31 protein-coding genes and 1 pseudogene are annotated in these 26,525 nt (G+C 69.3%); 19 read left to right on the forward strand and 13 right to left on the reverse strand.

All coding sequences use genetic code 11. The features are described 5' to 3' along the window. Positions 1-210 precede the first annotated feature (210 nt). Positions 211-570, forward strand: a pseudogene (locus GPX89_RS14920) (group I truncated hemoglobin); the annotation flags it as partial. A gap of 61 nt (positions 571-631) precedes the next feature. Here the strand turns inward: GPX89_RS14920 and GPX89_RS14925 are convergent. Further along, positions 632-1,957: a family 1 glycosylhydrolase gene (locus tag GPX89_RS14925; protein ID WP_157387995.1), complete on the reverse strand. Its 1,326-nt coding sequence runs from the start codon at positions 1,955-1,957 to the stop codon at positions 632-634. Positions 1,958-2,128: 171 nt separating this feature from the next. Further along, a complete protein-coding gene (locus GPX89_RS14930; protein ID WP_157387996.1) occupies positions 2,129-2,695 on the reverse strand; it encodes a hypothetical protein in 567 nt (188 codons plus the stop codon). 153 nt (positions 2,696-2,848) lie between these two features. Between GPX89_RS14930 and GPX89_RS14935 the strand changes: the two genes are divergently transcribed. The 3 genes from GPX89_RS14935 (at position 2,849) to GPX89_RS14945 (ending at position 5,019) form a co-directional block, all read left to right on the forward strand. Continuing rightward, positions 2,849-3,562: an RNA polymerase sigma factor gene (locus GPX89_RS14935; RefSeq protein ID WP_157387997.1), complete on the forward strand. Its 714-nt coding sequence runs from the start codon at positions 2,849-2,851 to the stop codon at positions 3,560-3,562. Between the two features lie 179 nt (positions 3,563-3,741). After that, on the forward strand, positions 3,742-4,122 hold the full coding sequence (locus GPX89_RS14940; RefSeq protein ID WP_157388277.1) for a helix-turn-helix domain-containing protein: 381 nt from the start codon (positions 3,742-3,744) through the stop codon (positions 4,120-4,122). Positions 4,123-4,272: 150 nt separating this feature from the next. Continuing rightward, positions 4,273-5,019 (forward strand): MIP/aquaporin family protein, encoded by a 747-nt coding sequence (locus tag GPX89_RS14945; protein WP_328601839.1) that lies wholly within the window; start codon positions 4,273-4,275, stop codon positions 5,017-5,019. Here the strand turns inward: GPX89_RS14945 and GPX89_RS14950 are convergent. After that, a complete protein-coding gene (locus tag GPX89_RS14950; RefSeq protein WP_198347437.1) occupies positions 5,016-5,990 on the reverse strand; it encodes an aldo/keto reductase in 975 nt (324 codons plus the stop codon). The two genes, GPX89_RS14945 and GPX89_RS14950, sit on opposite strands and share 4 nt — an antisense overlap. A gap of 411 nt (positions 5,991-6,401) precedes the next feature. Here GPX89_RS14950 and GPX89_RS14955 point away from each other — a divergent pair, with 411 nt between their 5' ends. The 4 genes from GPX89_RS14955 to GPX89_RS14970 are packed head-to-tail and all read left to right on the forward strand — an operon-like array spanning position 6,402 to position 9,295. Further along, complete coding sequence (locus GPX89_RS14955; protein ID WP_157387998.1) at positions 6,402-7,955, forward strand: sensor histidine kinase; 1,554 nt, start codon at positions 6,402-6,404, stop codon at positions 7,953-7,955. Continuing rightward, entirely contained in the window at positions 7,952-8,386 is a 435-nt protein-coding gene (locus GPX89_RS14960; RefSeq protein WP_328601840.1) for a roadblock/LC7 domain-containing protein, read from the forward strand. The genes GPX89_RS14955 and GPX89_RS14960 overlap by 4 nt, the downstream gene beginning before the upstream one ends. After that, complete coding sequence (locus tag GPX89_RS14965; protein ID WP_157387999.1) at positions 8,383-8,730, forward strand: DUF742 domain-containing protein; 348 nt, start codon at positions 8,383-8,385, stop codon at positions 8,728-8,730. The genes GPX89_RS14960 and GPX89_RS14965 overlap by 4 nt, the downstream gene beginning before the upstream one ends. Beyond that, the gene (locus GPX89_RS14970; protein WP_157388000.1) at positions 8,705-9,295 is read left to right on the forward strand and encodes a GTP-binding protein; all 591 of its coding nucleotides are present in this window, start codon (positions 8,705-8,707) and stop codon (positions 9,293-9,295) included. Before GPX89_RS14965 ends, GPX89_RS14970 begins: the two co-directional genes overlap by 26 nt. Positions 9,296-9,314: 19 nt before the next feature. Here GPX89_RS14970 and GPX89_RS14975 read toward each other — a convergent pair whose 3' ends face one another. After that, entirely contained in the window at positions 9,315-10,181 is an 867-nt protein-coding gene (locus tag GPX89_RS14975) for an alpha/beta hydrolase (protein ID WP_157388001.1), read from the reverse strand. A gap of 137 nt (positions 10,182-10,318) precedes the next feature. Here GPX89_RS14975 and GPX89_RS14980 point away from each other — a divergent pair, with 137 nt between their 5' ends. Further along, positions 10,319-10,651: a winged helix-turn-helix transcriptional regulator gene (locus GPX89_RS14980; RefSeq protein WP_157388002.1), complete on the forward strand. Its 333-nt coding sequence runs from the start codon at positions 10,319-10,321 to the stop codon at positions 10,649-10,651. A gap of 5 nt (positions 10,652-10,656) precedes the next feature. On the opposite strand, the gene GPX89_RS14985 is transcribed toward GPX89_RS14980, so the two are convergent. Next, positions 10,657-11,562: a DMT family transporter gene (locus tag GPX89_RS14985; RefSeq protein ID WP_157388003.1), complete on the reverse strand. Its 906-nt coding sequence runs from the start codon at positions 11,560-11,562 to the stop codon at positions 10,657-10,659. A gap of 301 nt (positions 11,563-11,863) precedes the next feature. Between GPX89_RS14985 and GPX89_RS14990 the strand changes: the two genes are divergently transcribed. Continuing rightward, on the forward strand, positions 11,864-12,151 hold the full coding sequence (locus GPX89_RS14990; RefSeq protein ID WP_157388004.1) for a hypothetical protein: 288 nt from the start codon (positions 11,864-11,866) through the stop codon (positions 12,149-12,151). A gap of 82 nt (positions 12,152-12,233) precedes the next feature. On the opposite strand, the gene GPX89_RS14995 is transcribed toward GPX89_RS14990, so the two are convergent. Further along, a complete protein-coding gene (locus GPX89_RS14995; RefSeq protein ID WP_157388005.1) occupies positions 12,234-12,500 on the reverse strand; it encodes a cold-shock protein in 267 nt (88 codons plus the stop codon). A 47-nt stretch (positions 12,501-12,547) separates the two neighbouring features. Continuing rightward, the gene (locus tag GPX89_RS43825; RefSeq protein WP_198347438.1) at positions 12,548-12,703 is read right to left on the reverse strand and encodes a DUF6131 family protein; all 156 of its coding nucleotides are present in this window, start codon (positions 12,701-12,703) and stop codon (positions 12,548-12,550) included. A 111-nt stretch (positions 12,704-12,814) separates the two neighbouring features. Here GPX89_RS43825 and GPX89_RS15000 point away from each other — a divergent pair, with 111 nt between their 5' ends. From GPX89_RS15000 to GPX89_RS15010, 3 genes are read left to right on the forward strand one after another with little or no spacing between them, the layout of a single operon-like run. After that, entirely contained in the window at positions 12,815-13,168 is a 354-nt protein-coding gene (locus tag GPX89_RS15000; RefSeq protein WP_157388006.1) for a hypothetical protein, read from the forward strand. A gap of 44 nt (positions 13,169-13,212) precedes the next feature. Continuing rightward, entirely contained in the window at positions 13,213-13,350 is a 138-nt protein-coding gene (locus tag GPX89_RS15005) for a hypothetical protein (RefSeq protein ID WP_157388007.1), read from the forward strand. Positions 13,351-13,393: 43 nt separating this feature from the next. Continuing rightward, a complete protein-coding gene (locus GPX89_RS15010) occupies positions 13,394-13,717 on the forward strand; it encodes a hypothetical protein (protein WP_235947146.1) in 324 nt (107 codons plus the stop codon). A gap of 95 nt (positions 13,718-13,812) precedes the next feature. On the opposite strand, the gene GPX89_RS15015 is transcribed toward GPX89_RS15010, so the two are convergent. The 4 genes from GPX89_RS15015 to GPX89_RS15030 all read right to left on the reverse strand — a co-directional run bounded on the left by GPX89_RS15015 (position 13,813) and on the right by GPX89_RS15030 (position 16,989). Beyond that, positions 13,813-14,307: a pyridoxamine 5'-phosphate oxidase family protein gene (locus GPX89_RS15015; RefSeq protein WP_328601841.1), complete on the reverse strand. Its 495-nt coding sequence runs from the start codon at positions 14,305-14,307 to the stop codon at positions 13,813-13,815. Further along, on the reverse strand, positions 14,304-14,969 hold the full coding sequence (locus tag GPX89_RS15020; protein ID WP_157388008.1) for a TetR/AcrR family transcriptional regulator: 666 nt from the start codon (positions 14,967-14,969) through the stop codon (positions 14,304-14,306). The genes GPX89_RS15015 and GPX89_RS15020 overlap by 4 nt, the downstream gene beginning before the upstream one ends. After that, a complete protein-coding gene (locus GPX89_RS15025; protein ID WP_157388009.1) occupies positions 14,966-15,361 on the reverse strand; it encodes a hypothetical protein in 396 nt (131 codons plus the stop codon). Before GPX89_RS15025 ends, GPX89_RS15020 begins: the two co-directional genes overlap by 4 nt. 413 nt (positions 15,362-15,774) lie before the next feature. Next, the gene (locus tag GPX89_RS15030; RefSeq protein ID WP_157388010.1) at positions 15,775-16,989 is read right to left on the reverse strand and encodes a cytochrome P450 family protein; all 1,215 of its coding nucleotides are present in this window, start codon (positions 16,987-16,989) and stop codon (positions 15,775-15,777) included. A gap of 194 nt (positions 16,990-17,183) precedes the next feature. Between GPX89_RS15030 and GPX89_RS15035 the strand changes: the two genes are divergently transcribed. Further along, positions 17,184-17,975 (forward strand): alpha/beta fold hydrolase, encoded by a 792-nt coding sequence (locus tag GPX89_RS15035; RefSeq protein WP_157388011.1) that lies wholly within the window; start codon positions 17,184-17,186, stop codon positions 17,973-17,975. On the opposite strand, the gene GPX89_RS15040 is transcribed toward GPX89_RS15035, so the two are convergent. Beyond that, the gene (locus tag GPX89_RS15040) at positions 17,976-18,764 is read right to left on the reverse strand and encodes a helix-turn-helix domain-containing protein (protein WP_198347439.1); all 789 of its coding nucleotides are present in this window, start codon (positions 18,762-18,764) and stop codon (positions 17,976-17,978) included. A gap of 291 nt (positions 18,765-19,055) precedes the next feature. Between GPX89_RS15040 and GPX89_RS15045 the strand changes: the two genes are divergently transcribed. From GPX89_RS15045 to GPX89_RS15065, 5 genes are all read left to right on the forward strand, one after another. Next, positions 19,056-20,243 carry a 2-deoxy-scyllo-inosose synthase gene (locus tag GPX89_RS15045; protein ID WP_157388013.1) on the forward strand — a complete coding sequence of 396 codons (1,188 nt, stop codon included), beginning with the start codon at positions 19,056-19,058 and terminating at the stop codon, positions 20,241-20,243. A gap of 7 nt (positions 20,244-20,250) precedes the next feature. Next, positions 20,251-21,534 carry a DegT/DnrJ/EryC1/StrS family aminotransferase gene (locus GPX89_RS15050; protein WP_157388014.1) on the forward strand — a complete coding sequence of 428 codons (1,284 nt, stop codon included), beginning with the start codon at positions 20,251-20,253 and terminating at the stop codon, positions 21,532-21,534. Then, on the forward strand, positions 21,531-22,736 hold the full coding sequence (locus GPX89_RS15055) for a GNAT family N-acetyltransferase (protein ID WP_157388015.1): 1,206 nt from the start codon (positions 21,531-21,533) through the stop codon (positions 22,734-22,736). Before GPX89_RS15050 ends, GPX89_RS15055 begins: the two co-directional genes overlap by 4 nt. Before the next feature lie 211 nt (positions 22,737-22,947). Beyond that, the gene (locus GPX89_RS15060; RefSeq protein WP_328601842.1) at positions 22,948-24,084 is read left to right on the forward strand and encodes a cytochrome P450; all 1,137 of its coding nucleotides are present in this window, start codon (positions 22,948-22,950) and stop codon (positions 24,082-24,084) included. A 4-nt stretch (positions 24,085-24,088) separates the two neighbouring features. Next, positions 24,089-25,663: an MDR family MFS transporter gene (locus GPX89_RS15065; RefSeq protein WP_157388016.1), complete on the forward strand. Its 1,575-nt coding sequence runs from the start codon at positions 24,089-24,091 to the stop codon at positions 25,661-25,663. A 9-nt stretch (positions 25,664-25,672) separates the two neighbouring features. Here the strand turns inward: GPX89_RS15065 and GPX89_RS15070 are convergent, their stop codons facing one another. Then, the gene (locus tag GPX89_RS15070) at positions 25,673-26,479 is read right to left on the reverse strand and encodes a helix-turn-helix domain-containing protein (protein ID WP_328601843.1); all 807 of its coding nucleotides are present in this window, start codon (positions 26,477-26,479) and stop codon (positions 25,673-25,675) included. Between the last annotated feature and the right edge of the window lie 46 nt (positions 26,480-26,525).

Genomic DNA, 26,525 nt, shown 5'->3' on the forward strand with positions numbered 1-26,525 from the left:
GCGGCCGAGCCGCCGGTCGGGGCTCGTTTTTTCCGGTCCGGAAAACCGCTGCGAGGCTCTCACCAGCCGTGATGGGGGTCCGCGCGGGAGCGGCGGTGTCGCGGCGCCACCGGCGCGGCCTACCTTCGAGTCGTGTACCGGCCTGTGGCCCAAGCGGTTCCAGGAGGGGGAGTCACAGTCCGGTGCAACCAGCTAGAGAAGGAAGCGCACATGCCCAGCATCTACGACCGAATCGGCGGGACCCCCGCCATCACCGCGGTGGTCGACGACTTCTACCGGCGCGTCTGCGCCGACGCCGATCTGGCCGGCTTCTTCGCACGTGTCGACCTCGACCGGCTCAAAGCCCGCCAGGTCGAGTATTTCTCGACGGTGCTGGGCGGGCCCGCCGTCTACACCGGCGCCTCGATGCGGCAGGTGCATCGGGGACTGGGCATCTCCCGCCGCCACTTCGACCGCGTGGTGCGGCATCTGGTCGCGGCACTGACCGTGGCCGAGGTGCCCGGGGAACTCGTGGACGAGATCGTGGCGGCCCTGGCACCGCTCGCCCGCGACATCGTCGTCCCGCGCGCCCCGCGCAGCGGACTGGGCCGCAGCGGATCGCGAATCTGGGTGTGGTCGAGCACGTTCGGGGCTACCGCGGGACGGTGACCGGATCGGCGCAGCTGTCGAGGGCGTCGACCAGCGAGCAGCCCGCCGGGGGCCGGGTGGGCAGGTATCCGGCCCCGACACCGGCGTCGTGGGTGATGGCGCGGTAGGCGTCCACGGCGTCGGTGGGGCGGCGGGTCAGGGCGGGGTCGGTGCGGGCGTCGACGGTGTAGAGGCCGAAACGCGGTTCGTAGGAACCCCATTCGTAGTTGTCGGTCAGGCTCCAGTAGTTGTAGCCGATCACGTTCATGCCGTCGGCGCGGGCGCGTTGCAGCCAGTAGACGGTGTCGCGCAGGTCGTCGGCGCGGGTGTAGCCGTCGGCGCGGGGCGCGCCGTTGTCGGTGGGCATGCCGTTCTCGACGATGTAGAGCGGCTTGCCGGGGAACAGCTGCGCGAAATGGCGCAGCGTGTAATAGATGCCGTCGGCCTGCAACGGCAGCTTCCACAGCTGCGAGGCGGCGAAGGCGCTGTACCGGTCGGCCACCTCGGGGGAGAGCCCGTAGTAGTAGTCGATGCCCACGAAATCGAGCTTGGCCGCGATCAGAGCGAGCATGCCGCCGTTGACGATCGGGTCCGCGGCTGGCACGTAGGCGACATTGCTGGTCACCATCGCCCCGGGTTGGCGGGCATGGATGTAGTCGTAGATGCCGTTGTGCGCCTGCGCCAGTCGCGCCTGCATGGTCGCGATCTCGCCCGCGGGCAGCCCGCCGTTGCGGACCTCGTTGAGGATGTAGGCGAAGGGCTCGTTGATGGTCACCCACATCGGATCCGCCCAGGCGTAGCGATCGACCACCGCACGCATGTTCGCCAGCCAATCCTCGACCATCCCCGCATTGCCCCAGCCGCCCCGATCGGCCTCCCACCCCGGATACACCCAGTGGTCCAGGGTGATCATCGGCCGCATGCCCGCCGCCCGCACGGCCGCGATCACCTTGTCGTAGAAGGCGAATCCGTCCTCGTCCCACACCCCCGGCTGCGGTTGCACCCGCGCCCACTCGACGCTCAGGCGGTAGGTGTTCACCCCCAGATCCTTGGCCAGGGCGATATCGGAGGCGTACCGGTCGTAGAAGTCGACGCTGTCGCCGTACGGGTCGTAATCCGGATGCGCGGCGACGTAGCGTCGCCAATTGCTGTCGGGCGCATGGCCTTCGTTCTGGAACCCGGCCGCGGCCACACCCCAGGAGAAGTCCGCGCCCAACCCCGGCAGGCTCTGCGGCGCGGGCCGCGCGGTAGCCGGCGCGGCGCTCGCGAGCACAGCGGTCGCGGCCACCGCGACGGCGGCCACGGCATGGCGGCGGGTATACGCGCGCATGGGACTCCTCATCCTGCGGGCAGTGAATTGATCAGGCGACCAGCATTATTGCCGACGCCCGCCCGCACCAGCCGCGCTTCGCGCGAATCCGCCTGCTCGGGCGCGTCGCCCGGCGGACGGCGGGTCAGCGCTCGGACGAAACGGCCTCGATGCCGGACCCGGCCGCCGCGCTCATTCGCCGGGCTCGTCGCCGTGCGGGTCGCGGCCGGCGGCCGGGCCCATCGGTCCGGGGTGCCGGTGTCCGTGCTGGTCGGGGCCGTGGGGGCCGGGCCCGTGGTGTTCATGGCCACGGAAGGGCCACGGCATGTTCGGCATGCCCGGAAGCTTGGGCATGCCAGGCATTTTCGACCAGTCGGGCGGTTCGGGCATCGGCGGCATCTCGGGCATGGGCATGCGCGGCATTTCCGGCATCGGCGGGATCGGGGGAACCGGGGGAATCGGGAATCCGGCGCCCGCGCCGCCGAAGCGCTGGAAGGCGGCTTGTCGTGAGGTGCCGAAGATTTCGCCGATCTCGGCCCAGGTGCGGCCCTCGTCGCGCGCCTGGCGCACCAGCGAGCGCAGCACGTCGTCGACGACGCCGTCGAGGCTGCGGGCCGCGCGCAGCGCCGCCAGCACCGACGGGACCGGTTTCCCCTCGGCGGGCCGCAGCACCTCGGCGAGGAATTCGGCATTGGTGGACAACAGTTTTGCCAGGACCACCCGCTCGTCGGTGGGGTCTCTGTGCGGTACGTCACTCATATGTAAATGCTGCCTTTACATCAAAGTGGCTGTCAAGGAGCGATTTACGCCCTCGCGGATACTGGCCATTAGCTGAAAGAGGGGCGGCGCATTTGCCACCCCTATAACGTGTTCGTCAGCGATCAGGAGGTGCAGGGTGAGGACACCGACGACATGACCGATCCTGAGAGATGTGCGGTCGAACATGAGCTGTTCGAGCTGGTCCGCAAGGCCGGGTTCGAGGGGCCCGCCTGGAAACTATTGGCGGACAGGTTGGTTCGCCACGGGTTGGCGGTACTGGGTCCGTGGATCCGCAGCGGGTGGATATTCAGTGTGGCCGAGCAGAAACGGATGCCGCTGCGGCCCACCCCGCAGGAACGGGTGCTGGTGGAGACCCGCTTCGCCGAGGACTTCGTGCAGGAGACCGTCACCCGGGCCCTGGAACGCTTCCGCCGCAACGCCGTCGACGGCGACGGCTGGGATCCCGATCTGGGCGCGAGCCTGGCCAGCTATTTCATCGGCGCGTGCGTGCTGGCCTTCGTCGAGCAGTTCCGTCGCAGCCGCCGCACCGGGGACCTGTACCAGTACCAGGCCACCGGCACGGTCGCCATCGTGACCGAGGACGGCCCGAACCTGATGGACGTGATCGCCTCCACCGAGGACGTCGCCGGATCGGTGGTGGACCGGCTGGCCTTCCGCAGCCGCCTGGCCGGGCTGAGCGACCGCGACCGCGGACTGGTGTGGGGCAAGGCAATGGGCTTGCGCGGCAGCGAGATCGCGCACCTGTTCGGGTTCCCGTCGGTCAAGGCGGTAGAACAACGCTGGGCCCGAATGAAACGAGACCACGGCTGGATGTCCGGCCTCGACGGCAAGGAGGCGGACCGATGAGCCCCGACGACGCCCCCGACCTGGTGGCCCGCATCGCCGAACTGCTCGAGCAGTCCTCGCTGAACGAGCCCGCGCTGCACCGCCTCTACGCCCGCATCCCGCGCCGGGCCGCCGAACTCGACCACACCCGCACCCCCACTCCGGCAGCGGTCCCCGAGTTCGCCACCCGCCTCAACGCCCTGTTCGACACCGCCCCCGGCGAGCGCCCGCACACCAACGGCGAGGTCGCCGCCCAGCTCACCGCCTGGGGCCACCCCATCTCCAAGCCCTACCTCAGCCAACTCCGCTCGGGCCTGCGCACCGACCCCTCCCGCGAAACCATCGCCGCCCTGGCCCGCTACTTCCGCGTGCGCCCCGGCTACTTCGCGGGCGAGGCCCACCGCTCGGCCACCGACGCCGATTACGTGCTGCTGTCGCGCCTGCAATTCCACACCCTGCGCGAGTTGTCCACCCGCGCCTACGACCTGAGCGAGGAATCCCAGAACCTGCTCACCACCATGGCCGACCGCCTGCGCATCACCGAAGGACTCCCCGATATCGGCACCGGCGGGGTCGAATAGATCCGGCACGTCTGGGGGCCTCGCCGCACGTCCGGTCGAAAGTGCCCGAGTCCCGCACGATCTGGAGCGGTCACGGATCTCAAACACGATATTTCATATATGTTGCCCTCGCGTGGTCACGGAAAAGCGCTGGTCTGTCACCGTTAGCGGGTGTCCACGCGCGAACTTCCGATGATCGATCCCGCCCCCGACCAGACCCCGTCGTTCGCGGCCGGGATATCGCTGGGACGGCGTGCGGTGGCGGAGTTCGTGGGGACCGCGGTGCTGGCGGCGGTCGTGATCGGGTCGGGCATCGCGGCCGAGCAGCTCTCGCCCGGTGACATCGGCCTGCAGCTGCTCGAGAACTCGACCGCCAGCGCGTTCGGTCTGGCCGTGCTGATCCTGGCGTTCGCCCCGATCTCGGGGGCGCACTTCAATCCGGTGGTGTCGCTGGCGGATTGGCTGGGCGGGCGGCGCCGCCGCAGCGGGCTGGGCACCCGCGAGCTCGGCGCGTACATCGGCGCCCAGTGCGGGGGTGCGGTCTTCGGCGCGCTGCTGGCCAACGCCATGTTCGACCGTGCGGCGGTGCAGATCGCGACCCATCACCGGGTCACCGGCGGACATCTGCTCGGCGAGATCCTCGCCGCCGCCGGACTCATCGCGGTCGGCTTCGCCGCGGGCCGGCACGGACACCGGGTGGCCGCGGTGGCGGTGGCCACCTACATCGGCTCGGCGATCTGGTTCACCAGCTCGGGGTCGTTCGCCAATCCCGCACTGACCCTGGGCCGCATGCTGTCGGACTCGTTCACCGGTATCGCCCCGGCCTCGGTGCCCGCCTTCGTCGCGGCCCAGATCGTGGGCGCGCTGGCCGGTCTGAGCCTGATGACGTTGCTCTACCGGCCCGCCGCCGGACGCTAGCTGCCCCCGCGCGTGGTCGAGGGGACCGCGAAGGAGGTGCGGTCGCCCGACCAGCCCTCGGCGGGCACCAGCTTGTCGAGCTCGGCCAGATCCTCGGCGCCGAGTTCGATCGCGGCGGCCGCGGCGTTCTCGAGGATGCGCGCCGCGCGGCGGCTACCGGGAATCGGCACCACGTCGCGGCCCTGGGCCAGCAGCCAGGCCAGGGCCAGCTGTCCGGCCGAAATATCCAGGCGCGCGGCCAGTTCCCGCAGCGCCGCCACCTGGGCCAGGTTCTCGTCGAGGTGTTCACCCTGGAAGCGGGGGTCGTTGCGGCGGAAGTCGCTGGTCGCGACGGTGCTGGAATCGAGTGTGGCGGTGAGCAGCCCGCGCCCGAGCGGGCTGTAGGCCACCAGGCCGACGCCCAGTTCGCGGGCCACCGGGACGATATCGCGCTCGGGTTCGCGCCACAGCATCGACCACTCGAACTGCACGGCCGCGATCGGATGCACCGCGACGGCCTCGCGCAGCTGCTGCGGGGTCGCCTCGGAGATGCCCAGGTGGCGCACCTTCCCGGCGGCGACCAATTCGGCCATCGCGCCGACGGTTTCGGCGACCGGGACCTGCGGATCGATGCGGTGCAGGTAGTACACGTCGATCACCTCGCGGCCCAGCCGCGCCAACGACGCCTCGCAGTATCCGGCCACGTGCTCGGGCCTGCCGTCGAGTCCGACGCCGGATTCGGTGCGCACGATCCCGAACTTCGAGGCGATCGCCACCTCGGTCCCCGCCAGCGCCCGGCCCACCAGCTCCTCGTTGTGGCCGCGCCCGTAACTCATCGCCGTGTCGAACAAGGTGATTCCGGCTTCGACCGCCGCGCGGATGGCCGCGGTCGACTCCGCGTCGTCGGCCTCCCCGTAGCCCTGGGAGAAGCCCATGCACCCCAGTCCCACCGCCGACACCGTCAAACCGTCCCCGAGCCGCTGTTCACGCATGCCGTCCACTCTGTCAGTGCGGCCCGTCCACGGCCAATCGGGGCAACGAGAAGGATCATTGACGGCCAACGGGTGTCGTCCGCGAGCCGAATGCCGGACCGCCGCGGGTGTGCTCGGAGATTGCTACTCAAGGAAACCGGTCGGTATTGCGTCTCACGTGGCAAAACGGCTCACGGGGATCGCTAATGGTCGAGCGACCAGCTGGCGGCGTGTGGACCTCGGCTTCGCTCCGCCGCGACGCGAGGGTGGTTGCGCAGCGAGGCTTCACCCTGCAATCCGCGATGAAATGTCGTGAGCTGCACGGCCTCCGGCTTGCGGTTTGCTCGGAGATACCGAAAGGTAAGGGGAGACAGACGATTCTGCTATGGTGGCTCCGCCGATTTCAGGATCGGCCGGACGACAAGAGAATTGATGAATCAAGACAACGCCGTGCTGCTTTCCTGGGTTCTCGCCGCCGCGCTCCTGCTGGCCGTGGTCGGATTGGTAATGCTGTGGCGCGCCGTGCGCGCCGAACGCGGGCGTGTTGCCGCCCTGCGCGCGGAACAGACCGACCGCGATGCCGCGGTCGAGGAGATGATCGCGAATCTCACCGACAATGTCGTGCCCGCCATCGGCGCGGCCGTGCGCCGCTCGGACCCGGACAATCCCACGGTGGACCTGCCGATCGTGCTCGAGCAGTCGCGCATCGCGGAGTTGGTGTGGCAGTGGACCGCCCGCTGCGGCGAGGAGCTGCAGAAGGTCGCCACCGACACCGCCGAACGGGTCCGGCGCGACGCCGAGACCGAGACCCAGCTCGCGCTGGCCCAGGCCGAATCCGAGCGGCAGACCGCGCTCGCGCAGGCCGAGGAGATGACCCAGCGCGGCGTCGCCCAGGCCGAGGAGATGGCGCAACTGGCCATCGCCCAGGCCGAGGAGGCTTCCCGGGTCGCCGTCGCCCAGGCCACCGAGGCCTCGCGCCTGGCCGTCACCGAGGCCGCCGACGCCGCGCGCGCCCAGGTGGAAGGCTCGGCGCGCGAGGCGACCTCGGCCGCGGTGCGCGCCTTCGGCGCCTCGGTGGTGAGCCTGGGCGCGGACGTGAGCCAGGTCGTCAGCGCCGCGCTGCGCCGCCACCGCAATGACGAGACCTTCGAGACCCTCACCCGCATCGACCATTCGGTGCAGCAGATGATCCGCCAGGCGCAGTCCTATGTGATCGTCTGTGGCGGTCTGCCCGGCCGTCGCTGGCCCCAGCAGACCCTCACCGACGTGGTGGGCGGCGCGACCGGCCGCGTGCGCGACTACACCCGGGTGCGCGCCACCGAACTGGACCGCCCCGTCGTCAGCCGCGTGGTGGAGCCGCTGGTGCACACCATCGCGACGCTGCTCGACAACGCGCTGCGCTACTCGCCGCCGACCTCGTTCGTGGACATCGGTTTCCAGGAGGGCCACCACGGCGTCACGGTGATCATCGACGACGCCGGTGTCCGGATGAACCCCGAACAGCTCGAGGAGACCCGGCGCGTGCTGGCCGGCGACCAGGTCGTCGACATCCACGCCCTGGGCCCGACCCCGCGCGTCGGCTTCCCCGGCGTGGCCGCGCTGGCGCGCCGCTACGGCTTCTCGGTCTACATCGACGGACCCAACATGTACGGCGGTATGCGCGCCATGGTCTTCATCCCGGAGACCCTGCTGGCCGCGCCCGCACCGATCGCGGTGGCCGCCCCTGCCCCCGTCCCCGCCCCTGCTCCGGTGCCCGCGCCGGACCCGGAACCCACACTGGTGGCCATGGATTCGGTGCCCCACGACCTGACCCCCGGCGGCCTGCCCAAGCGTCGCCGCCGTTCCGCCACGGTGTCGGCGGCCCCCGTCCGCGCGGTCGCGCCGGACGAGGGCACCGGCCGACCCGACATCGCCGCTGCCTGGCACAGCGGCTCCCAACGCGGCCGAGCGGCCGCGTTCGAGCACTCCGAAGGGATGACATCGTGACCGGTACGCACGCCACGGCCGTGAGTGAGATCAACCGGCTTGCCTGGCTCCTCGACGATCTGGAGGCGCCCGGGGTGCGCTTCGCCGTGCTGCTATCAGAGGACGGGCTGCGCATCGCCCACACCGGCGGGGTCAGCATCGACGACGCCGAACGCTTCGCCGCGGCCGCCTCGGGACTGCGGGCCCTGGGCAAGGCGCTGGCCGAATTCTGCGGCGGAACCGCCGATAACGCCGTGCGCCAGAACATGACCGAGTACAACGACGGCATGATCTTCATCACCGCCGCCGGGGCCGGTGCGCTGCTGGGTGTTTCGACCACCCAGGACGTGGACGTCAGCCTGGTCGCGCACCGTATGAATCAACTGGCCGTGCGAGTCGGGCGTGAACTCGGCAGTATGTCGCGGACCAGGACCGACCTGCCGCGCGCATGAGCCGGCCGCGGCGCGACCCCGACCTGGTCCGGGCCTATGTGCGCACCGGCGGCCGATCGCGTCCCACCCGGACGCTGGATCTGGTCAGTCTGGTTGTCGCGGTGGCCGATCCGGCCCCCGGCGCGTCCCCCGACGCCCGCCGCATCTTGGCGCTGGCCCGGCGCGGGGTGCTGACGCTCGCCGAAGTCGCGGCCTACCTGGACCTGCCGCCCTCGGTGGTGAAGATCCTGGTCGCCGACCTGCTCGACAGCGGTCACCTGGCCATCCCGACCCCGGCGCAAGAGTTGCCGGGAACAGCCCTCTTGGAGGAGGTACTGCATGGACTCCGCGCTCTCTCCGCATGAGCGCGTCGTCGACTATGTGCCGCAGACCGTCACCCGCACCGTAAAACTGCTGGTGGCCGGTAACTTCGGCGTCGGGAAGACCACGTTCGTCGGCAGTGTGTCCGAGATTCGGCCGCTGCGCACCGAGGAGACGATCACCGAGGCCAGCGTCGGCGTCGACGACATGGCCGGGCTACCGGGCAAGACCACCACCACGGTCGCCATGGATTTCGGTCGTATCACCCTCAATCCCCGTCTGGCCCTGTATCTCTTCGGCACCCCCGGCCAGCGCCGCTTCGTCCCCATCTGGGAAGACCTGGCCGTCGGCGCGCTGGGCGCCCTGGTCCTGGTCGACACCCGCCGCCTGGAAAAGGCCGACGAATCCCTGTCGATCCTCGAAGAGCGCGGCGTCCCCTACGCCGTGGCCGTCAACGACTTCGAAGGCGCCCCCCGCCACCCCCTCGACGAGGTCCGCGACGCCCTCGACCTCGACCCTGGCACCCCCTTGATGCGCCTGGACGCCCGAGACCGCAACCCCTGCCTCCACTCCCTCATCACCCTGGTGGAATTCCTCCTCCAACCCTGACCCCGGTAGCCGGATCGATTCAGCCGATCGCCTTGGTGAAGAACGCGGCGGCGGCGTCGGCGGCGGGGGCGATGAGGGTCGGGTCGTCGTAGAAGTCGATCTGGCCCTGGGAATTCAGCCACAGGTCCGACTTCGGGGTGGTGACGGCGGTGTAGAAGGCGCGTGCCCACGGCGGGACCAGGGCGTGTGCGGAGTGGACGAGCAGGAACGGGACCGTCAGGCGGGCGGCGGCCTCCTGGGCGTCGAAACCGGGGGTGTGTTCGTAAGATTCGACGGCGAAGGCGTTGGTGTAGTTGGGGACCGCGCCGCGCGGGGTGCCGTAGTACTCGTAGGCTTCGGTCAAGGGCATGGCGACATCGCCGTTGTCGGCGGCGACGGCCGGGATGGACAGGATCTCGCCGGTGGATTCGCGCAGTTCGCGTGCCGCGCGGCCGCGGGCGAGGACGGCGGGGTCGGCGCCGCTGCCGTCGGGGTAGACTCCCGCCACGCCGGCGAAGGCGCGAATGCGGGTGTCGTCGGCGACGGCGCGGGCCATGTAGCCGCCGCCCGCGCAGACGCCCACGGCGACAACGGGTTTCCCGGCCAGGCGCGGATCGGCCTGCACCGCGGTGACCGCGGCGCTGATATCGGCCGCCTTGCCCAGCGGATCCTCCAATTGCCGCGGGATGCCTTCGCTTTCGCCGAAGGTGCGGTGGTCGAAGGCCAGGGCGGCGAAGCCGCGTTCGGCCAGCGCCGCCGCGTAGACCCCCGCGGCCTGCTCCTTGACCGAGGTCAGCGGTCCGGTGGTGATCACGACCGCGGTCGGGTCACCGGCCGGTAGAAACAGGTTCCCGACCAGTCGATCGCCGTCGCGGGTGAAGGTGAAAGGGACTGGGGTGACAGTCATGTCAGCCGTTCTCTCGTGCCTCGGCACCGGAGGGTTCTCCAGTACCGTGGAATCGACCATAGGTCCGAATCCCGCTACCCGACAGAAGGCACCTCGAAGTTCCCTTCCCGGCGGCGGCCGCGCGAGCAGGAGCCCCGATGGCCCTCACCATCCCCGATGTCCTCGACGAAACCTGCGACACCCGCCGCGCTCTGGAACGTCTCGCCGCCAAATGGCGCATTCTGCTCATCTACGCCCTGCTCGACGGCCCGCACCGCCCCGCCCGCCTGCGCACCCGCCTTCCCGGCATCAGCCAGAAGGTCCTGACCCAAACCCTGCGCGACATGGAATCCGATGGCCTCATCGAACGCCACGTCTACAAGGAAACCGCGCCGCAGCACATCGAATACGGTCTCACCGAACTGGGCAAATCCTTGGAAACCCCGCTCGCGGCCATCTGCGCCTGGGCCCTCGATCACCCCGCCGGCTAGTTCGTTCACGCGAGATACAGGGTTCCGATGCCCGCGACGACGGCGACGGTGGCGGCGACGCGGGCCGTGCCGAACCGTTCACCGAAGACCAGCGTGCCGATGAGAGCTCCCACGATGATGCTCGATTCGCGCAGCGCCGCGACATCGGCGAGGGCACTGCGGGTTTGGGCCCACAGGATCAGGCCGTAGGCCGCGAAGCTGAGCACCCCGCCGAGCAGCCCGATGTGCCACACCGGCCGCAGGTCCGACCACAGCGCGCCGCGTCGTCGAGCCAGGGCGTACAGCGGCACGGCCAGACCCTCCAGCAGCAGCAACCACCCGATATAGCCCAGGACACTGCCGGATTCGCGGACCCCGATGCCGTCGACCGTGGTGTAGGCGGCGATCATGACCCCGGTCACCAGCGCCGCCCCGACCGCGCCACGCGGGCTCGCGCTCCTGCGCCGCCCCCAGAACACCAGCCAGCCCAGCCCCAGCGAAATCAGCAGCACACCCGCGATCTGCCCACTGCGCGGCGTCTCGCTGAACAGCAGCGCGGCCGTCAAAGTGACCACTACCGGCGAAGTCCCGCGCGCCAGCGGATAGGTCTGACTCAGATCCCCGAGCCGATAGGAGGCCATCAACAGCATGTTGTAGGCAATGTGCAACACCACCGACGTGCCCAGGAAGATCCACGATCGCGCACCGGGCGCGGCCGCCCACACCACCAACGGAACCGCGCACAACGACCCACCGGCATTCACCAGCGTGATCGACACCAACTTGTCGGGCACCCAGTGCGCGATCGCATTCCACGCCGCATGCCCACACGCCGCGATCAGTGTCGCCACCAGCACCAGAGCGGGTATCCGCGGCGAAACACTCAGCCCGGCAACACTTCCCGCAGCGACGAACAGAACCTCGGCAGCCATACCACAGCACTCTCTGTCATCCGGCCCGATATCCGGGCAGGCGAATAGGAGTACTCCAGGCTTTTATCCCTTCATATGACGACCGAGCCCCCACTGGACCCGCCCGTGGCGCCGCTCGGACCAGCCCTCCCAGACCTGATTGTCGTTACTACCTGACGGCCTGCTCGCGGAACCCTAGACGCGTTCACGTTCACCCCGAACGCTATCACCACCAAGACCAGACGCCCATGCGTCCTGACTCACGGTGCACGGAAGCCGTTGCCGCGCAAGCTCCCACTAGGGTGGGACCCGAGGAGGAACGATGTCGGATGTGCGGCGCGAGGTAGTCGCCTCGCAGGTACAAGAGATCCTCAACTACTTCGGCAAATGCCCCATGTGCGGCGAATCGGCGTCGGCACGGCGCATCACGGCACAGTTCACCGACGGGCGCGTCCTGAGCGAGGACATCGCCGAATGCCTCGGCTACTGCGGCTGGAAGGGCGCTGCGGATTCCGCATTCCTCGCAGGAGCTCCACCGGTTCTCTCACACGGACACAAGAACTTTCAGGCTCCAGATCATGCCCTGCCGATCGTAGCGAGTGGCGACTGACTCGGGAGGGCCGTTTGCTGCAGCGAATTGTGCACGAACAGGCCCACCGCATCAAACTCCGCGAGCGGCGTGGTGCCGCCGTCTAGTGCGGACGCACCGCCGATGCGCGCAGGCCGCGCTCGTCGCGTTCGATGGTGAACGTCACCGGCTGATGCTCGCTCAGGGTGCGATAGCCGGGAAGGTCGATGCCGGAGTATTCGACGAACAAGCGCCGGGCAGGCTGTCCGTCCGGAGCGATGAACCCGAAACCTTTCGCGGTGTCGAACCACAGGACGACACCGCACACCCGTAACTCGGCAGCGTCGGCGTGAGCCGCGTGGGCAGCGAGAGCTGTTGGTGCCTCCGGCATTTCAGGTCTCCTTCGGTCCGCAGCCGGGTCCGGCGCTGGGGAAGTTGTCAGAAGTAGTGGGAGCGTCCGCCGATCGGGCGGCCGACCGCCCCGAGTACCGCGAGGATCGCACCGACGATCAGCAGGATGACGCCGATGGTGGTGAGGATCGGTATGCCGACGACGATGCCGATGACGAGAAGGATGATTCCCAGGACGATCATGTTCGATCCCTTGTACTGGTTGTGCTGATGGGCAGGCGATTCCCGGTGCCGCGGGTCTCAAACCGGCGTCTCGTGCAGTTTCGATCGAGTCGATGTGGGCAATCGCGCGGCATGAGCCCTGAATCCGGTCCGGACGACACCCTCGGCCCCACCGAGAGTCTCGACTCCGACGACGTACGCAATCACGATGGCGATGTGACCGTCACGCCACCCGACCATTGGCAGGCGGCCGACCGCGACGAAATGACCGCGCGGGGGCAACGCGCAGGGGAATCACACGCGGAGCGTCTCGCGCAGGAACAGCCCGACGTGCCGGAAGCCGAAAGTGGCGAAACACCGGCGGAGTCGGCGCATATCGACACGACGAACGCCTCGACCGACGACCCTCGCCCCACGCGGCGTCACCATGGCCAACTCGACGACACCCCGGAAGATGGCGGTGGTTTCTTCGATGAGACGCCCTGAAGCCGCTGACGAATAGCTGTCGTGTGAGCGGGTATGCGCCGAGCATGGAGATTCTCACCATCATCGGCCTCGTCGTGGTGGTCGCGCTGGTGATCGCGGGCCGAAGGTTCACAGGTCGTGGACGGGAAACCGATCTGTCCACCGGCAATCCGCCGTCGAGCAAGAACGTCGACGACATTTGACCGTGACGTGCCGGCACTCGATGGGGGTACGTAGGAGGTAGTCATGGCAGCCGAACACCCGATGGACCGCCCGACCGGTGTGCGAGCCGGTCGGGCCCGCACCCAGCGGTGGGGCATGCGTCGCCGCCACACCGGAGAAGGGATCGAAGACGATGTGAACGTATCGGGCTTCGTACTGCTCGGATTCGGTGTGGTCGCATTGGCGCTCGCACTGATCGGCGCCGGTTACGGGGCCGGTGTGTGGGCCGTGGTGGCCGCCATCGCGTGTGCGGTGTTGCTGCTCGCGGGCACTGCGGTGCTCGCCGTCGAGTGGCGGCGCCGCAGGTCTCACTCGTTGTCTGATCCCGTAGAGCGGCAAGGGCATTAACCGGCCTCGGGATCGAAGAATATGGCCGCGGACGACGGCCTGGCCAGAGACGACCGGCCCGCCACCATCACCGTCGCCGTCCTGCTGTGCGAGGATCAGCCGAGGTTCTTCGCGGCGAGTTCGGTGAGGAATCGCGGCATGCGTCCGGTCCCGAAATCGTAGAAGCGTACCCAGGTCGGGGTAATCGCGATCCGGGCCATGCGGTCGTACATTTTTCGGCAGTTCTGTTCGAATTCGGCCGCCGCCGCGGCGCCCATGGATTTGCGGGCCGCGGCGAGATATTCCTCGACCACGCCGTCGACCATGGTGATGGACGCCGTTCCGCGTATGGACAGAGCCCGTGCGTCGCCGGGTGTGTCACCGCGGTCGATGGCCAGTGCGACATCCGGATGCGCCGACAGCGTCGCGACCTTCGGCGCGGTCTCGGCTGTGGAGATCACGAATTGTGTTCCGGTCCAGAAGAATCCGACCGGAACGACGCGGGGTGTGCCGTCTTCGGCGGTGTAGGCCAGATGGGCCCCGGAGGTCGCCTCGAGCAGACCTCGGGCGCCCGGGAGGGCCAGCTCCGCGTCGATGTGATGTTGCTTCACGACGTTTCCTTTCGCACTGCGCTTTTCACGCGGATGTTTCCGGTGGGGGAGGTCGGTGTGGTGGCGATGCCGCCGAGCAGGACATCGGCGACATGATCGGCGTATGCGATCGGGTCGAGGTCCGGGTCGGCGTCGAGGCGCTCGAGCATGGTGTCGACCATCCCTTGGTAGGTCACTGCGAGCAGGTGCGCGTCGAGATCGGCACGGATCTGCCCACGGTCTTGACCACGCTGAATGAGCTCAGCCTGCCGCGCATACAACTCCTTGTACTCATGGGCGGCCGAGGCGATGCCCGTACCGGACGCCTGCAGTCGCCGTGCGATCTGACGCGCGGCCCGCAATTCGCTGCCGTGCGTCGCCGGCAATACCGCGGCCCGGCGGATGGCTGCTCTCAGGAGGTCGGCGGTGTGCGAGTCGAGGTCGACATCGGTTGCCACGGCAGCTTCCAGCGTGGTCAACGCGCGTCGCCCCGCGTGCAGGATCAGGTCGTCGAGGTCGGTGAAGTACCGCCACAGCAGGCCCTTGGAGACGTCCGCGGCGCGGGCGACGGCCTCGGCGGTGGCCGCCGCGAGCCCGTCCCGTCCGATGATCGCGATGGTGGCGACTTCCAGTTGCTGACGGCGGGTTTCCGCGCTGAGTCTCTGCCGAGGCCGCGGTGTCACATGCGCTCCCGAGCCACGAAGAAGATGACCAACGCCATCAGTACCGCGATACCGACCATCTCCACCCGCATCCATCCCGGCGCGAAATCCGGAAGGATGGCCTCGACGACATTGGCCAGAAGCAGTACCGCCGCAATCAGCCCGACGGCACGCAATGCGCCGACGCTGCCACGGCGAGCCGAGCGCAGACGCAGCGGCAGCACAATCGCGAACCCGGCGACGATCACCGCGTGCACCCACGCCTCGCGCGGCGCCTGTTGCGGCGCGACTACCGACAGCGCGGCAAGGACACCCAATGTCGCGACGACCGCGACGATGTAGATCCGCAACAAGATCCCGATGCGATCCAATTGGATTGACGATCGCGATGCTTTCTCGACCACCTGATCCACGCTAATGACCGTGCAGTCATTAAGTCAAGGCTCGCAACGCGATCGCCCCATCGAGCCCCGCGCAAACCGTCGATGTCCTCACGTCGAGCTGACAGCGCACTATGGACGCGCATCCTCAACTCGACAGTTGCGGATGGTCCGCGCCGCACCAGGTTCCGGGCGCCGCGGCGCGCCGACTGGTTTGGTCGGCGGAAGAGGGGTGCATCGCCGCGGAGGGCCGCACGAGTTGATCATGGGCCTGAACGTGCACGCAGGCAGCGGAATTGGCGGAAAGCTGCCTTTCGGCAGCGAATTCTGCACGGATAGGCCCACTGCGCCAACCTCCGCGTCACCGCCCATTGGATCAGCTAGAGGCAGCTACTGCGAGGGCTGCTGATAAGGCGGCGAGCAAACCGCATAGCGGTGTCGCATGCCTACGGTTGGAGGCGGATAGGGAGACGGTCGAGGCCGCGCAGGACGACGTTGGTTTGCCAGTGGGGAGTGAAGGTTTCGTCGGCGAGGCGGAGGTGGGGGAAGCGGGAGAGTAAGGCGGTGAAGGCCGTGGTGGCCTCCAGGCGGGCCAAGGGGGCGCCTACGCAGAAGTGGAGGCCGTGGCCGAAACCCAGGTGGCCGGTCGGGTCGGCGGTGAGGTCGAGGTGGTCGGGGTTGGGGTAGCGGGCGGGGTCGCGGTTGGCGGCGGAGAGGGCTACGTAGACGAGTTCGCCTGCGGGGATGTCGGTTTCGCCGATGCGTACGGCTTCGGCGGTGTAGCGGAGGGTGGCCCAGCCGACGGGGCCGTCGTAGCGGAGGAACTCCTCGACGGCGGCGGGGATGGCGGTGGGGTCGGCGAGCAGGGCGCGGTGTTGGGCGGGGTTCTGCAGTAGGCGGTACATGCCGTTGCCGATGAGGTTCACGGTGGTCTCGTGGCCCGCCAGCAGCAGCAGGAACGACATCGACACCAGTTCGTTCTCGGTGAGGCTGTCGCCCTCGTCGACCGCGTGGACCAGGCCCGAGAGCAGATCCTCGGCCGGGGTCGCGCGTTTGGCCGCGATCAGCCCGCGCAGGTAGCCGGTCATGGCGGCGGCCGCGGCGGGGGCGTCCTCGGGGCCGCCGCTGACACCGATGAGCACCTTGGTCCAGCCCTGGAAGTCGTCGCGATCCGCGAGCGGCACGCCCAGCAGTTCGCAGATGACGGTGGTGGGCAACGGATTCGCGAAGGCGGCCAGCAGATCGACCTGCTCGTGGCCCGCCATGTCGTCGAGCAGCGTGGCGGTGATTTCCTCGATGCGCGGGCGCATGGCGGCCACGTGCCGCGGGGTGAAGGCCCGGTTGACCAGTTTGCGCAGCCGGGTGTGATCGGGTGGATCGCTGTTGAGCATGTGCGCGTTGAGCGCACCCGCGTCCTCGAACAGCGCCTGCCCGTGTGCGCGCAGGATCTCGGCGATCCCGGCGATTCCCTTGCGCAACCTCGGATCCGTCAGCGCGGCCCGCGCCTCCGCGTATCCGATGATCACCCAGAACGTCGCGCCCCGGGTGCCCCGGACGTGCTGTACCGGCCCGTTGCCGCGCCAGCGCCGGTAATAGGCGTGCGGATCACTGTGGAAATCGTCGCCGATCTGCTCGATGCGATCCACCGTGGTATCGGTCATCTGGCCCTCGCTGTCCCCGCCGGAGCGAACTGCTCCACCACGCTACCGAATCCCTTGCCGCCCCGCCCTTTCCGCAGGATGCGTGCTCGCCGGAGATCTGGTGGGCCGGGTGATGCGTGTCGCATCGGCGGGGAAGGGCAGGGGGATCTGTTGTACGGTGAGCGATCCTGAAGGTGAAGCGAGGAAGTTTCGGAATGCCGTTTGCGAGCCGGGGGGCCGTCAAGATTCACTACGCGGATACCGGCGGGGTGGGCCCGGCGCTGGTGTTGGGGCACAGCTTGTTCATGGATCGGGAGATGTTCACCGCGCAGATGGACGCGCTCGCACCCGAGTACCGGGTGATCGCCATCGATTCGCGAGGGCACGGGGACAGCGAAGAGGATGAAACCCCTTTCAGCTATTGGGATCTGGCGCGTGACGCTTGGGCGGTGGTGGACGAGCTGGGGCTCGAGCGGGTCGTGGTCGGCGGGGTGGCGCACGGGGCGTTCACGGCGGTGCGGATGGCGCTGCTGGCCCAGCCGCGGGTGGCGGGGCTGATCGTGATCGGAGGCAGCGCCACCGCCATGACCCCGCAGCGGCGCAGCGGCTACCGGGAGGTGTTCGACGCGTGGATCGGCAGCCCGAACCCGGCGCCGACCATCAAGATGGTGTCCTCGCTCATGATCGGCGCCACGCCCGCCGATCAGCAGCCCTGGCGGGCGAAATGGGCCACCGGGCAACGGGATCGGGTGCGGCTGGCAGGTGAGTGCCTGGTCAACCGGGATTCGGTGCTGGACCTGCTCGGCGACATCGGCTGCCCCGCGCTGGTGGTCCGCGGGCTCGCCGACCAGGCCGTCAGCGCCGAAGAAGTCGCGCAACTGGCTGCGGCGCTGGGTGTCCCGGTGCCGGTGCACACGATCACGGGAGCGTCGATGACCCCGAACCTGACCCACCCCGACGAGGTCAACGCCCTGCTGCGCGACTTCCTCGCGGGCCTGCCGAGGTGATCACGGCTCCACCAACCCGATGAACAGCTGGTGCGCCGGGCCCGGCGCGGTCCCGCGATAGCGCTGCACCCGCACGTCGAACACGGTGGCGGTGCGCGGATTCCGCAGCGTGAAGGTGGGGTCGTGGCGGCCGATGTGCACGTGCCCCTCGGTCCACAGCCGCCGGAAATCGGCCTGTTCGCCGAGCTCTTGCAGCAGCCGGTCGATATCGCCGTCGTCGCGCACCCCCGCGGCGTAGGCGCGGAAACGCCCGACCATCAGCCGGGCCTCGCGCTCCCACTCCTCGACCACGATGCGCGCCCGCGGATCGGTGAACATCCACCGCAGCACGTGCCCGTGCCGGAACAGCCCGGGCAGCGCCTCGTCGAAGGCGCTGTTGCAGGCCACGATGTGCCAGCCATCGTCGAGGGCGGCGGCCAGATGCGGTAGCAGCGCGTCCAGGGTGGTGCGCACCGCGCTCGCGGCCGGATCGCCGCAGCGCAGTCCACGACCGCCGCCCGCGGCCGGACGCTGCTGGGCCAGGTGATAGAGGTGAATGCGCTCGGCGACATCCAGCTCGAGCACCGCCGCCAGCGAATCCAGAATGGCCGCACCGGGATTGAGCGCCTCACCCTGCTCGATCTTGGCGATGTAGCCGAGGCTGGCGTGGGTGGCCTCGGCCAGTTGCTTACGGGTCAGTCCCGCCGGATAGCGCGTGGTGGCCCGCGCGCGGCGTTCGCGCACGAACTCGGCCAGCGTGGGCGCGCGCAGTTCCACGGCGGTCTGCGGCCCGAAGTCGGTGTCGGCCAACGGCATCCCCTCGTCCAAGTCAGCGTGGCACCCCAGCCTAGGTGCCCGCGCACGGTCGCGGCGGCCGGAACGACGGACCGGGGTGCCCGGCCCGGCCGCCACCACCGCCGGTGGTGGCGGCGCGAAAACCTGATTCGCACAGTGGTACTCGCCAATTCACCCGCTCATGACTGGGGTATCCCAGCGGTTGCCAAGCCGGGCGCACGCATTCGATATTGAGCCGAGCGAGGGACGGCAAGGACGCCGGCCGGGGGAGTCGTCGGGGGATCGAAACTAGGAGCGGCACCGGACATGGTCGGTAATTCATTGTCGCGCGGCGAAACGGGGTTGCGGTCGCGCACAATAGCGATCGGGGAGAAGACCTTCCCCTACCATTTCGGCCGCGAATGCGTGACCGAGATCGGCACGGCGATAGCGCAACTCGCGCCCGACAAACTGGTATTCGTCACCGACGACGATGTCCTCGCACACTACGGTCACGCCATCGACACCATGGCCGGAGCCATTCCCTCGGTGATCCTCTCCCACCCGTCGGGCGAGTCGATGAAGACGCTCACCTGCCTGTCCCAGCACCTGGAAACCGCACTGCGCGCGGGCATCACCCGCCGCTCGGTGGTGGTGTCCTTCGGCGGCGGAGTCCCCGGCAACCTGGCCGGCCTGATGGCGAACCTGCTGTTCCGGGGCGTGCGCCTGGTCCATGTGCCGACCACCACCATCGCCGCCATGGACTCGGTGCTCTCGCTCAAGCAAGCCATCAACAGCGGCGTCGGCAAAAACCACCTGGGCACCTATTACGCACCCGACGCTGTCTTCACCGACGTCGACTTCTTCACCACATTGCCCGAGCGCGAATTGCGTTCGGGCCTGTGCGAAATGGCGAAGAATTGCCTCGCGATCCAGCCGGAGGCGCTGGACGGGCTGCGCGCCATCGTCGCCGGCGGGGATCCGGCCGCACCGGATTCCCTGCTGTGGCTGCTGGATGCCAGCATTGCCGCGAAATCCTCGGTCACCCGCGACGACACCTTCGAACGCCGCGCGGGACTGGTCCTGGAATACGGCCACACCGTCGGCCACGCCATCGAAATCTGCGACCACCGCGCGCGCGGTGCGGCGGGGCTGCCGCACGGCACCGCGATTGCGCTGGGAATGCTGGTGGCCGCCCACATCTCGCACGCGCGGGGCTGGCTCTCCGACGACGAGGTGAGCACCCATTACGAGATCGTCACCGGCCTGGGCGTGGAACCCGCGCTGCCCGCGAGCGTGCGCGCCGAGCAGGTGCTCGCGGTCGTCGCCGACGACAACAAGAAGGGCTATCTCCCCGCTCGTCCCGATGCCGTGCCCTTCGTGCTGCTGCGCGGTCTCGGCCGCCCGGAAATGAGCGGAGACCTACCCCTGACCCCGGTGGAGGTGCGCGAGATCCGCGCCGCGCTGGACGTGATCACCCAGCCCTCGGCGTCCACGCCGATCGTGGTCGGGTAGGCCCGCTGTGCTCGCGATCCACGGCGGCACCCCGGTGCGCGGCCCGCGGCCGTGGCCGGTCTGGCCCCAATACGACGCCCGCACCGAGACTGAACTGCTTGCCGCGCTGCGCTCCTCACGCTGGTCGGTCAGCTGGTACAGCCCGCGCGGCGAGAAGTCGCGGGAACGGCTGTTCGCCGAGGCCTTCGCCCGCTACCACGACGCCGCCTACGGCGTGAGCGTCGACCACGGCTCCGGCGCGCTGGTCATCGCGCTCGAGGCGCTGGGCATCGGGCCCGGCGACGAGGTGATCGTGCCCGCCATGACCTGGGTCGCCCCCGCCACGGCCGTGCTGCGGGTGGGCGCGCTGCCGGTACTGGTCGACGTCGACCCCGACACCGGCTGCCTGACCGCCGAGCACCTGCGCGCAGCCGTCTCCACCCGCACCAAGGCCGTGATCGTGGTGCATCTGGCCTGCACCACAGCCGATCTCGATGCTCTCGTCGCCGCCACCCGCAGCGCGGGACTCGCCCTGATCGAGGACTGCTCGCAATCGCACGGCGCACGCTGGGCCGGACGCACGGTGGGCACCTTCGGCGACATCGGGGTCTTCAGCCTCGGGGCCGCCAAGTCTCTTGCCGCCGGGGAAGCCGGAGCCGCCATCACCGACGACCCCGACCTCTACCAGCGAATGCTCATGCTGCGCGCGGACTCTCGCGGCTACACCCCCGAAGCGCCCGGCGTCGGCGAATACGAACTGGTCGAACACGGCACCGTGATGGGCGCGAACTACTGCATGTCCGAACTGACCGCGGCCGTGCTGCTCGAACAGCTCACCCGCCTCGACGACCAGCACACGCTGCGCGAGACGCGCGCCAAGGAACTCGAAGCCGCCCTGCCCGACATCCCCGGCCTGGCGCCCATTCCCGTCCCGGCTCCGGTCGACCGCCGCGCCATCTACGAATACGGAATCCGTTTCACCCCCGGCACTTTCGGCACCGCCACCGTCGACCAGGTCGCCGCCGCCCTCACCGCCGAACTGGGTACCAGGATCTACCCGCCGCGCGTGCCCCTGCACCGCAGCGTCCTGCTGCGCCCGCACACCAAACCCCGCTTCGCCCACTGGTGGACCCAGGCCGCCGACCGCGCCGCCGGGCGCCCCTTCACCGGGGCCGACCACTACCGCGAGCACACCCTGCTCATGCATCACAGCGTCCTGCTCGGCGACCGCGCCGACGTCGAGGACATCCTGACCGCCCTGGACAAGGTGCGCACCCACGCGGCCACCCTCGAGACGAAAGGCAAACCATGACTTCGGAACTGATGGCCGACTGGCAGAGCCGCACCATCGACGGCATCCGCACCCGCCGCGCCGTCGAATCGGACTGGGCGGCGCTGCGGCAACGCTACGCCCGCGCCTTCGGCGGGGTGAAAACCCACGACTTCGAGGCGTGGAAGCGGCAATTCCGGCTCGAGGACATCGCGATCGTGGAGGACACCGGCGGCGCGGGCGACCCGCGGCTGGTCGGCACCGCGGCCATTCTGCGCAGCACCGTCACCGTCCCCGGCGGGGCGCAGCTCAGCGTCGCGGCCTGCGCACAGGGCATGGTCGCCACCACCCATCAAAAGCGCGGCATCTACGCCAAGGTGCAGGCCGAGCTGATGGCGATAGCCATGGAGACGGCCGCGGACGTGTTCGCCGCCATGCCCGGTCCCGGCGGCAGCTACGCCTATGTCGGCGTGACCACCCACACCCGGCGCCTGCGCATCGACCGGGCGCGGGCGAAACTGCGTGTGTCCGAACCGGATCCGAGCACGGTGCGGGAAGCCGGCTTCGACGAATCGGTCGACGAGCTGCGCCGGATCTACGCCCGCTGGCAGCGGCTCACGCCGGGCGCCCTGGACCGCGGCGAATCCTGGTGGCCCAGCTCCATCAGCCCGCACGCGTTCGTCATCGTGCACCCCGACGGCTACGTCGTCTACGAGCTGACCGGAAACACGGTGCTGGTCAAGGACTTCTGCGCGGTCACCGTGGCAGCGCACCGCGAGCTGCTGCGCTGCCTGCTCGGGCAGGGCGAATACGCCGAGATCCTGATGGACACCGCCGTCGACGACCCGACCCCGCTGCTGCTCGAGGACTCCCGCGCCGCCGCGACCACCGGCATCGAGGCGGGCGTGTGGGGCTGGATCCTGAACCTGCCCAAAGCCGTCGCGGTCCGCGAGTTCCGCGCGGACTTCCACGGCGTCATCGAGATCGCCGACCCGTGGGGTCTGAGCTCGGGCACCTACCGGCTCGACGTCACCGGCGGCCACGGCACCTGGACCCCCGCCGGGGGCGCCGCCCCCGATCTCCGGATCGGCCCACTGGAACTCACCACCGCCTACTTCGGCGCCCACACCGTCGGCGAACTCGAACGTGCCGGCCGCGTCGAGGAACTCACCCCCGACGCCGTCGCCGCACTCGATCGCGCCCTCACCCCCGCGCGCAAACCCTTCAACACCACCCCCTTCTGATCGCCGAGGAACCACCGTGACGACATCTCCTCACGTCGGGAACCAGCCCGACGCCCACCGACTTTCACTACTGGACGCCCAGGCCGCAGCCCAGGTATCTCGGCCGCGGGCCGCCGACCCCGCACCTCGAAGAGGTGTTCGGCGGGCCGCCGATCCTGCCGCCCTCGACCGCACGGCCGTAGCCGTGGCCGGAACCCGGTAGGCGGCCGCTGTGCAGAGCTCACCACCCTCGGTCTGCCCCGTCACCGGCGTCGTCGGCTCGGGCGTCACCCCGGTGACCACACCCACGGGTGACCCCGCCTGGCTGGCCACCGGCTACGAGCTGGTCCGCGAACTGTTCACCGACCCGCGCCTGGGTCGCGCCCACCCGCAGCCGGAAACCGCTGCGCGCCTGGGAGAATCGGCCTTCTCGGGCGGCCCGATCGGCAACTTCGACACCGAACTGGCCGACCACGCCCGCATGCGGGCCCTGCTGGCACCGCACTTCACCGCCAAGCGGATGCGGGAACTGCGCCCGCGGGTCGAACAGCTCACCACCGAGCTGCTCGACGCCATGACCGCCCAGGGATCGCCCGCCGACCTGCAGGCCGCACTCGCACTTCCCCTGCCGCTGCTGGTGATCTGCGAGCTGCTCGGCGTGCCCTACGCCGACCGGAATCGGTTCCGGGACTGGGTCGATGCCGTCGGCCACGTCACCGACCGCGCCAAGGTCGAAGCAGGGGTGGCCGAGCTGTTCGCCTACTGCCTGCATTTGGTAGGGGAGAAGCGGCGCGAGCCCGGCGACGACGTGGTGTCGCGGCTGTGCGCGATCGCCGACGTCACCGATGACGAGATCGCCACCCACGCCATGGTGCTGCTGTTCGCCGGGCACGAGACCTCCGCGGTGCAGATCGGCGTCGGAGCCCGCATGCTGCTCGAGAACCCCGACCAGTGGCGGCTGCTACACGAACGTCCCACCCTGGTGCCCTCGGCCGTCGAAGAACTCCTGCGCGCCTGCGACGCCAGCAGCCTGCCCCGCTACGCCCGCGCCCCGATGACGGTCGCCGGCACCGAGATTCCCGCCGGTGATCTCGTACTGCTGGGCATCGCCTCGGCCAATCACGACACCGGTGTGTTCACCGAACCCGCCCGCGTCGACGTCACCCGCCAGCAGGCCGCGCACTTCCTGTTCGGCTACGGTCCGCGCTACTGCCTGGGCGCGCCACTGGCCCGCATCGAATTGCAAGTCGCCTTCGGGCAACTGGTCGCCCGGTTCCCCGAGATGACCCTCGCCGTCGACCCGTCCACGCTGACCGAGCGCGACGAGGTCTTCACCGGCGGACTCACCGCCCTCCCGGTCCGGTGGTGACGACATGACCTCCACCACCACCGATTCCGCGCCCATCGTCATGACCGCGCGCCGCATCCGGTTCATCTTCGCGGCGCTCGCGGCTGGACTGTTCCTGGCCAGCCTCGATCAGATGATCACCGGCGCGGCCATGCCCACCATCGTCGGACAGCTCGGCGGCGTCCCGCACATGGCCTGGACCACCACCGCCTACCTGTTGGCCACCACCATCGTCATGCCGCTCTACGGAAAATTCGGCGACTTGTTCGGGCGGAGAAGGCTTTTCCTGTTCGCCATCACCATCTTCACCGCCGCCTCGCTCGGGGCCGCCCTCTCGACCGGCTTCTGGGAGTTCATCGCCTTCCGGGCACTGCAGGGCGTGGGCGGCGGCGGACTGATGATCCTGGCCCAAGCCACCATGGCCGACGTGGTCCCGGCCAAGGACCTCGGCAAATACGGCGCCCCCATGGGCGCGATCTTCGCCGTCACCGCCGTCGGCGGGCCGGTGCTCGGCGGCGAGTTCGCCGACCACCTCGGATGGCGCTGGTGCTTCTGGATCAATGTGCCGATCGGGTTGGCGGCCTTGGTCATCGCCGCGCGCTACCTCACCCTGCCGAGCAAGCGGCCCAGCGTCCGCCCGGACTATCCCGGGGCGGCCCTGATGACCCTGGGCACCACATTGCTGATCCTGGTCAGCGACTGGGGCGGGAAACGCTACGGGTGGGCGTCACCGACCATCCTGGCCATGATCGTCGCGGTGGCCGTGGTGATCTCGGTGTTCGTGACCGTGGAATCGCGCGCGGACGAGCCCATGCTGCCGCTGCGGCTGTTCCGCAACCGCACCTTCTCGACCACCTCGCTGCTCGGATTCCTCATGGGGCTGATCATGTTCGCGTCGGTGGCGTTCGTGCCGACCTTCCTGCAGATGGCCACCGGGGTGTCCGCGTCGACCTCCGGGCTGCTGTCGATCCCGATGACGATCGGCATGCTGGTGTCGGTATCGGTCTCCCTGGGCGCGGTGACCCGCACCGGCCGCTACCGCCTCTACCCGCCGCTGGGCGTGGTCGTCATCGCCGCCGGGATGAGCTGGATGACCCGGCTCGACGCCCACACACCCGCCTGGATGGTCTCGGCCATGCTGTTCGTCGTCGGCATGGGACTGGGCATGGTCATGCAGCTGCTGGTGATGCTGGTCCAGAACGCCGTTCCCGCAACCGATGTCGGCACCGCCACCAGCGCCAACAACTACTTCCGGGAAATGGGCGGCGCGCTGGGGGTGGCCATCTTCGGTTCGATCTTCACCCATCGCCTCACCGGCGATCTCGACACCGCCTTCCACACCCATCCCCGCGAGGTCATGGCCACCGGTCTCGACCCGGCCGCCCTGCCGCCCACGGTCGTCGGCCATCTCCCGGCTCCGTTGCGCGACGCCATCGTCGGCTCCTACGCCGACGCCCTGGTCCCGGTCTTCGCCTACATGCTGCCCGGCCTCGCCCTGGCTTTCGTTCTGGCCCTGCTGATTCCGCATATTCCGCTGGCGGAGGTGTCGGGTCTGGTCGCGCGCAAGGAAGCGGTCGGCGAACCCGTCGCGGAATCGTGAGCGGCGGGGTCAGCTCATGGTCGACGGCCAGGCGCGGTCGTCGATCGTGAGCCATGGTTCCACGGCTGCGGAAGTCGGTGGCGCACCGGTGAATTCGCGGATCTCGCGAATGAGATGGGGTTGGTCGGAGTATCCGCTCTCGGCCGCCACCAGCGCGTGCGCATGCCCCTGAACCAGCCGGTGCACGGCGTGATCGAAGCGCACCAGTTTGGCGGCTCGTTTGGGTGTGAGCCCGATCTGGGCTCCGAATCGCGACCACAACCGTTGACGACTCCAGCCGATCTCACCGGCCAGCTCCTCGACCCGGAACCGGCCCCGGGTGCCGACGATCCGCGACCATGCCCGGGCGACCTCGGGATCCGGCGACAGATCCCCGACCCGTGCCCGCAACATCGACTCGACCAGCGCGAATCGTTCCTGCCAGCCCGCCGCGGCGCCGAGCCGCTCCCGCAACCGCTCCGCGTCACGACCCCAGACATCCGCGAGCCCAACGATATCCCCGCCCAGCTCGACCAGTGGAAACCCGAGTACCGCTGGCGCGACCAGCGGCGAGAGCCGCACCTGGACACAATCGACGGCGTCGACCCGCACCGCCGGCGAGCTCCCGGCCAGGCCGCGGACCAGGCTGCTCGAGTGGATTCGCCCTGCCGAATCGCGAATATCGAAGCAGCGCTCACCGAACTCGACCACGATCGTGACCGCGGGATGCGGAACGGCCCGCACCAGCTCCGTCCCATCACCGCGAATCCGGAACCCTGCCATATCGACGCCGCGCAACGCGGGCATCCGCGACGGTCGCGCGATCTCCCAGCCCACACGGCGATTGTACGAGCACCCGCGTCGGCGCGAACGCCGACATTCC

The organism is Nocardia terrae (genome assembly GCF_009760405.1).
GTDB classification, from domain to species: Bacteria; Actinomycetota; Actinomycetes; order Mycobacteriales; family Mycobacteriaceae; genus Nocardia; species Nocardia terrae.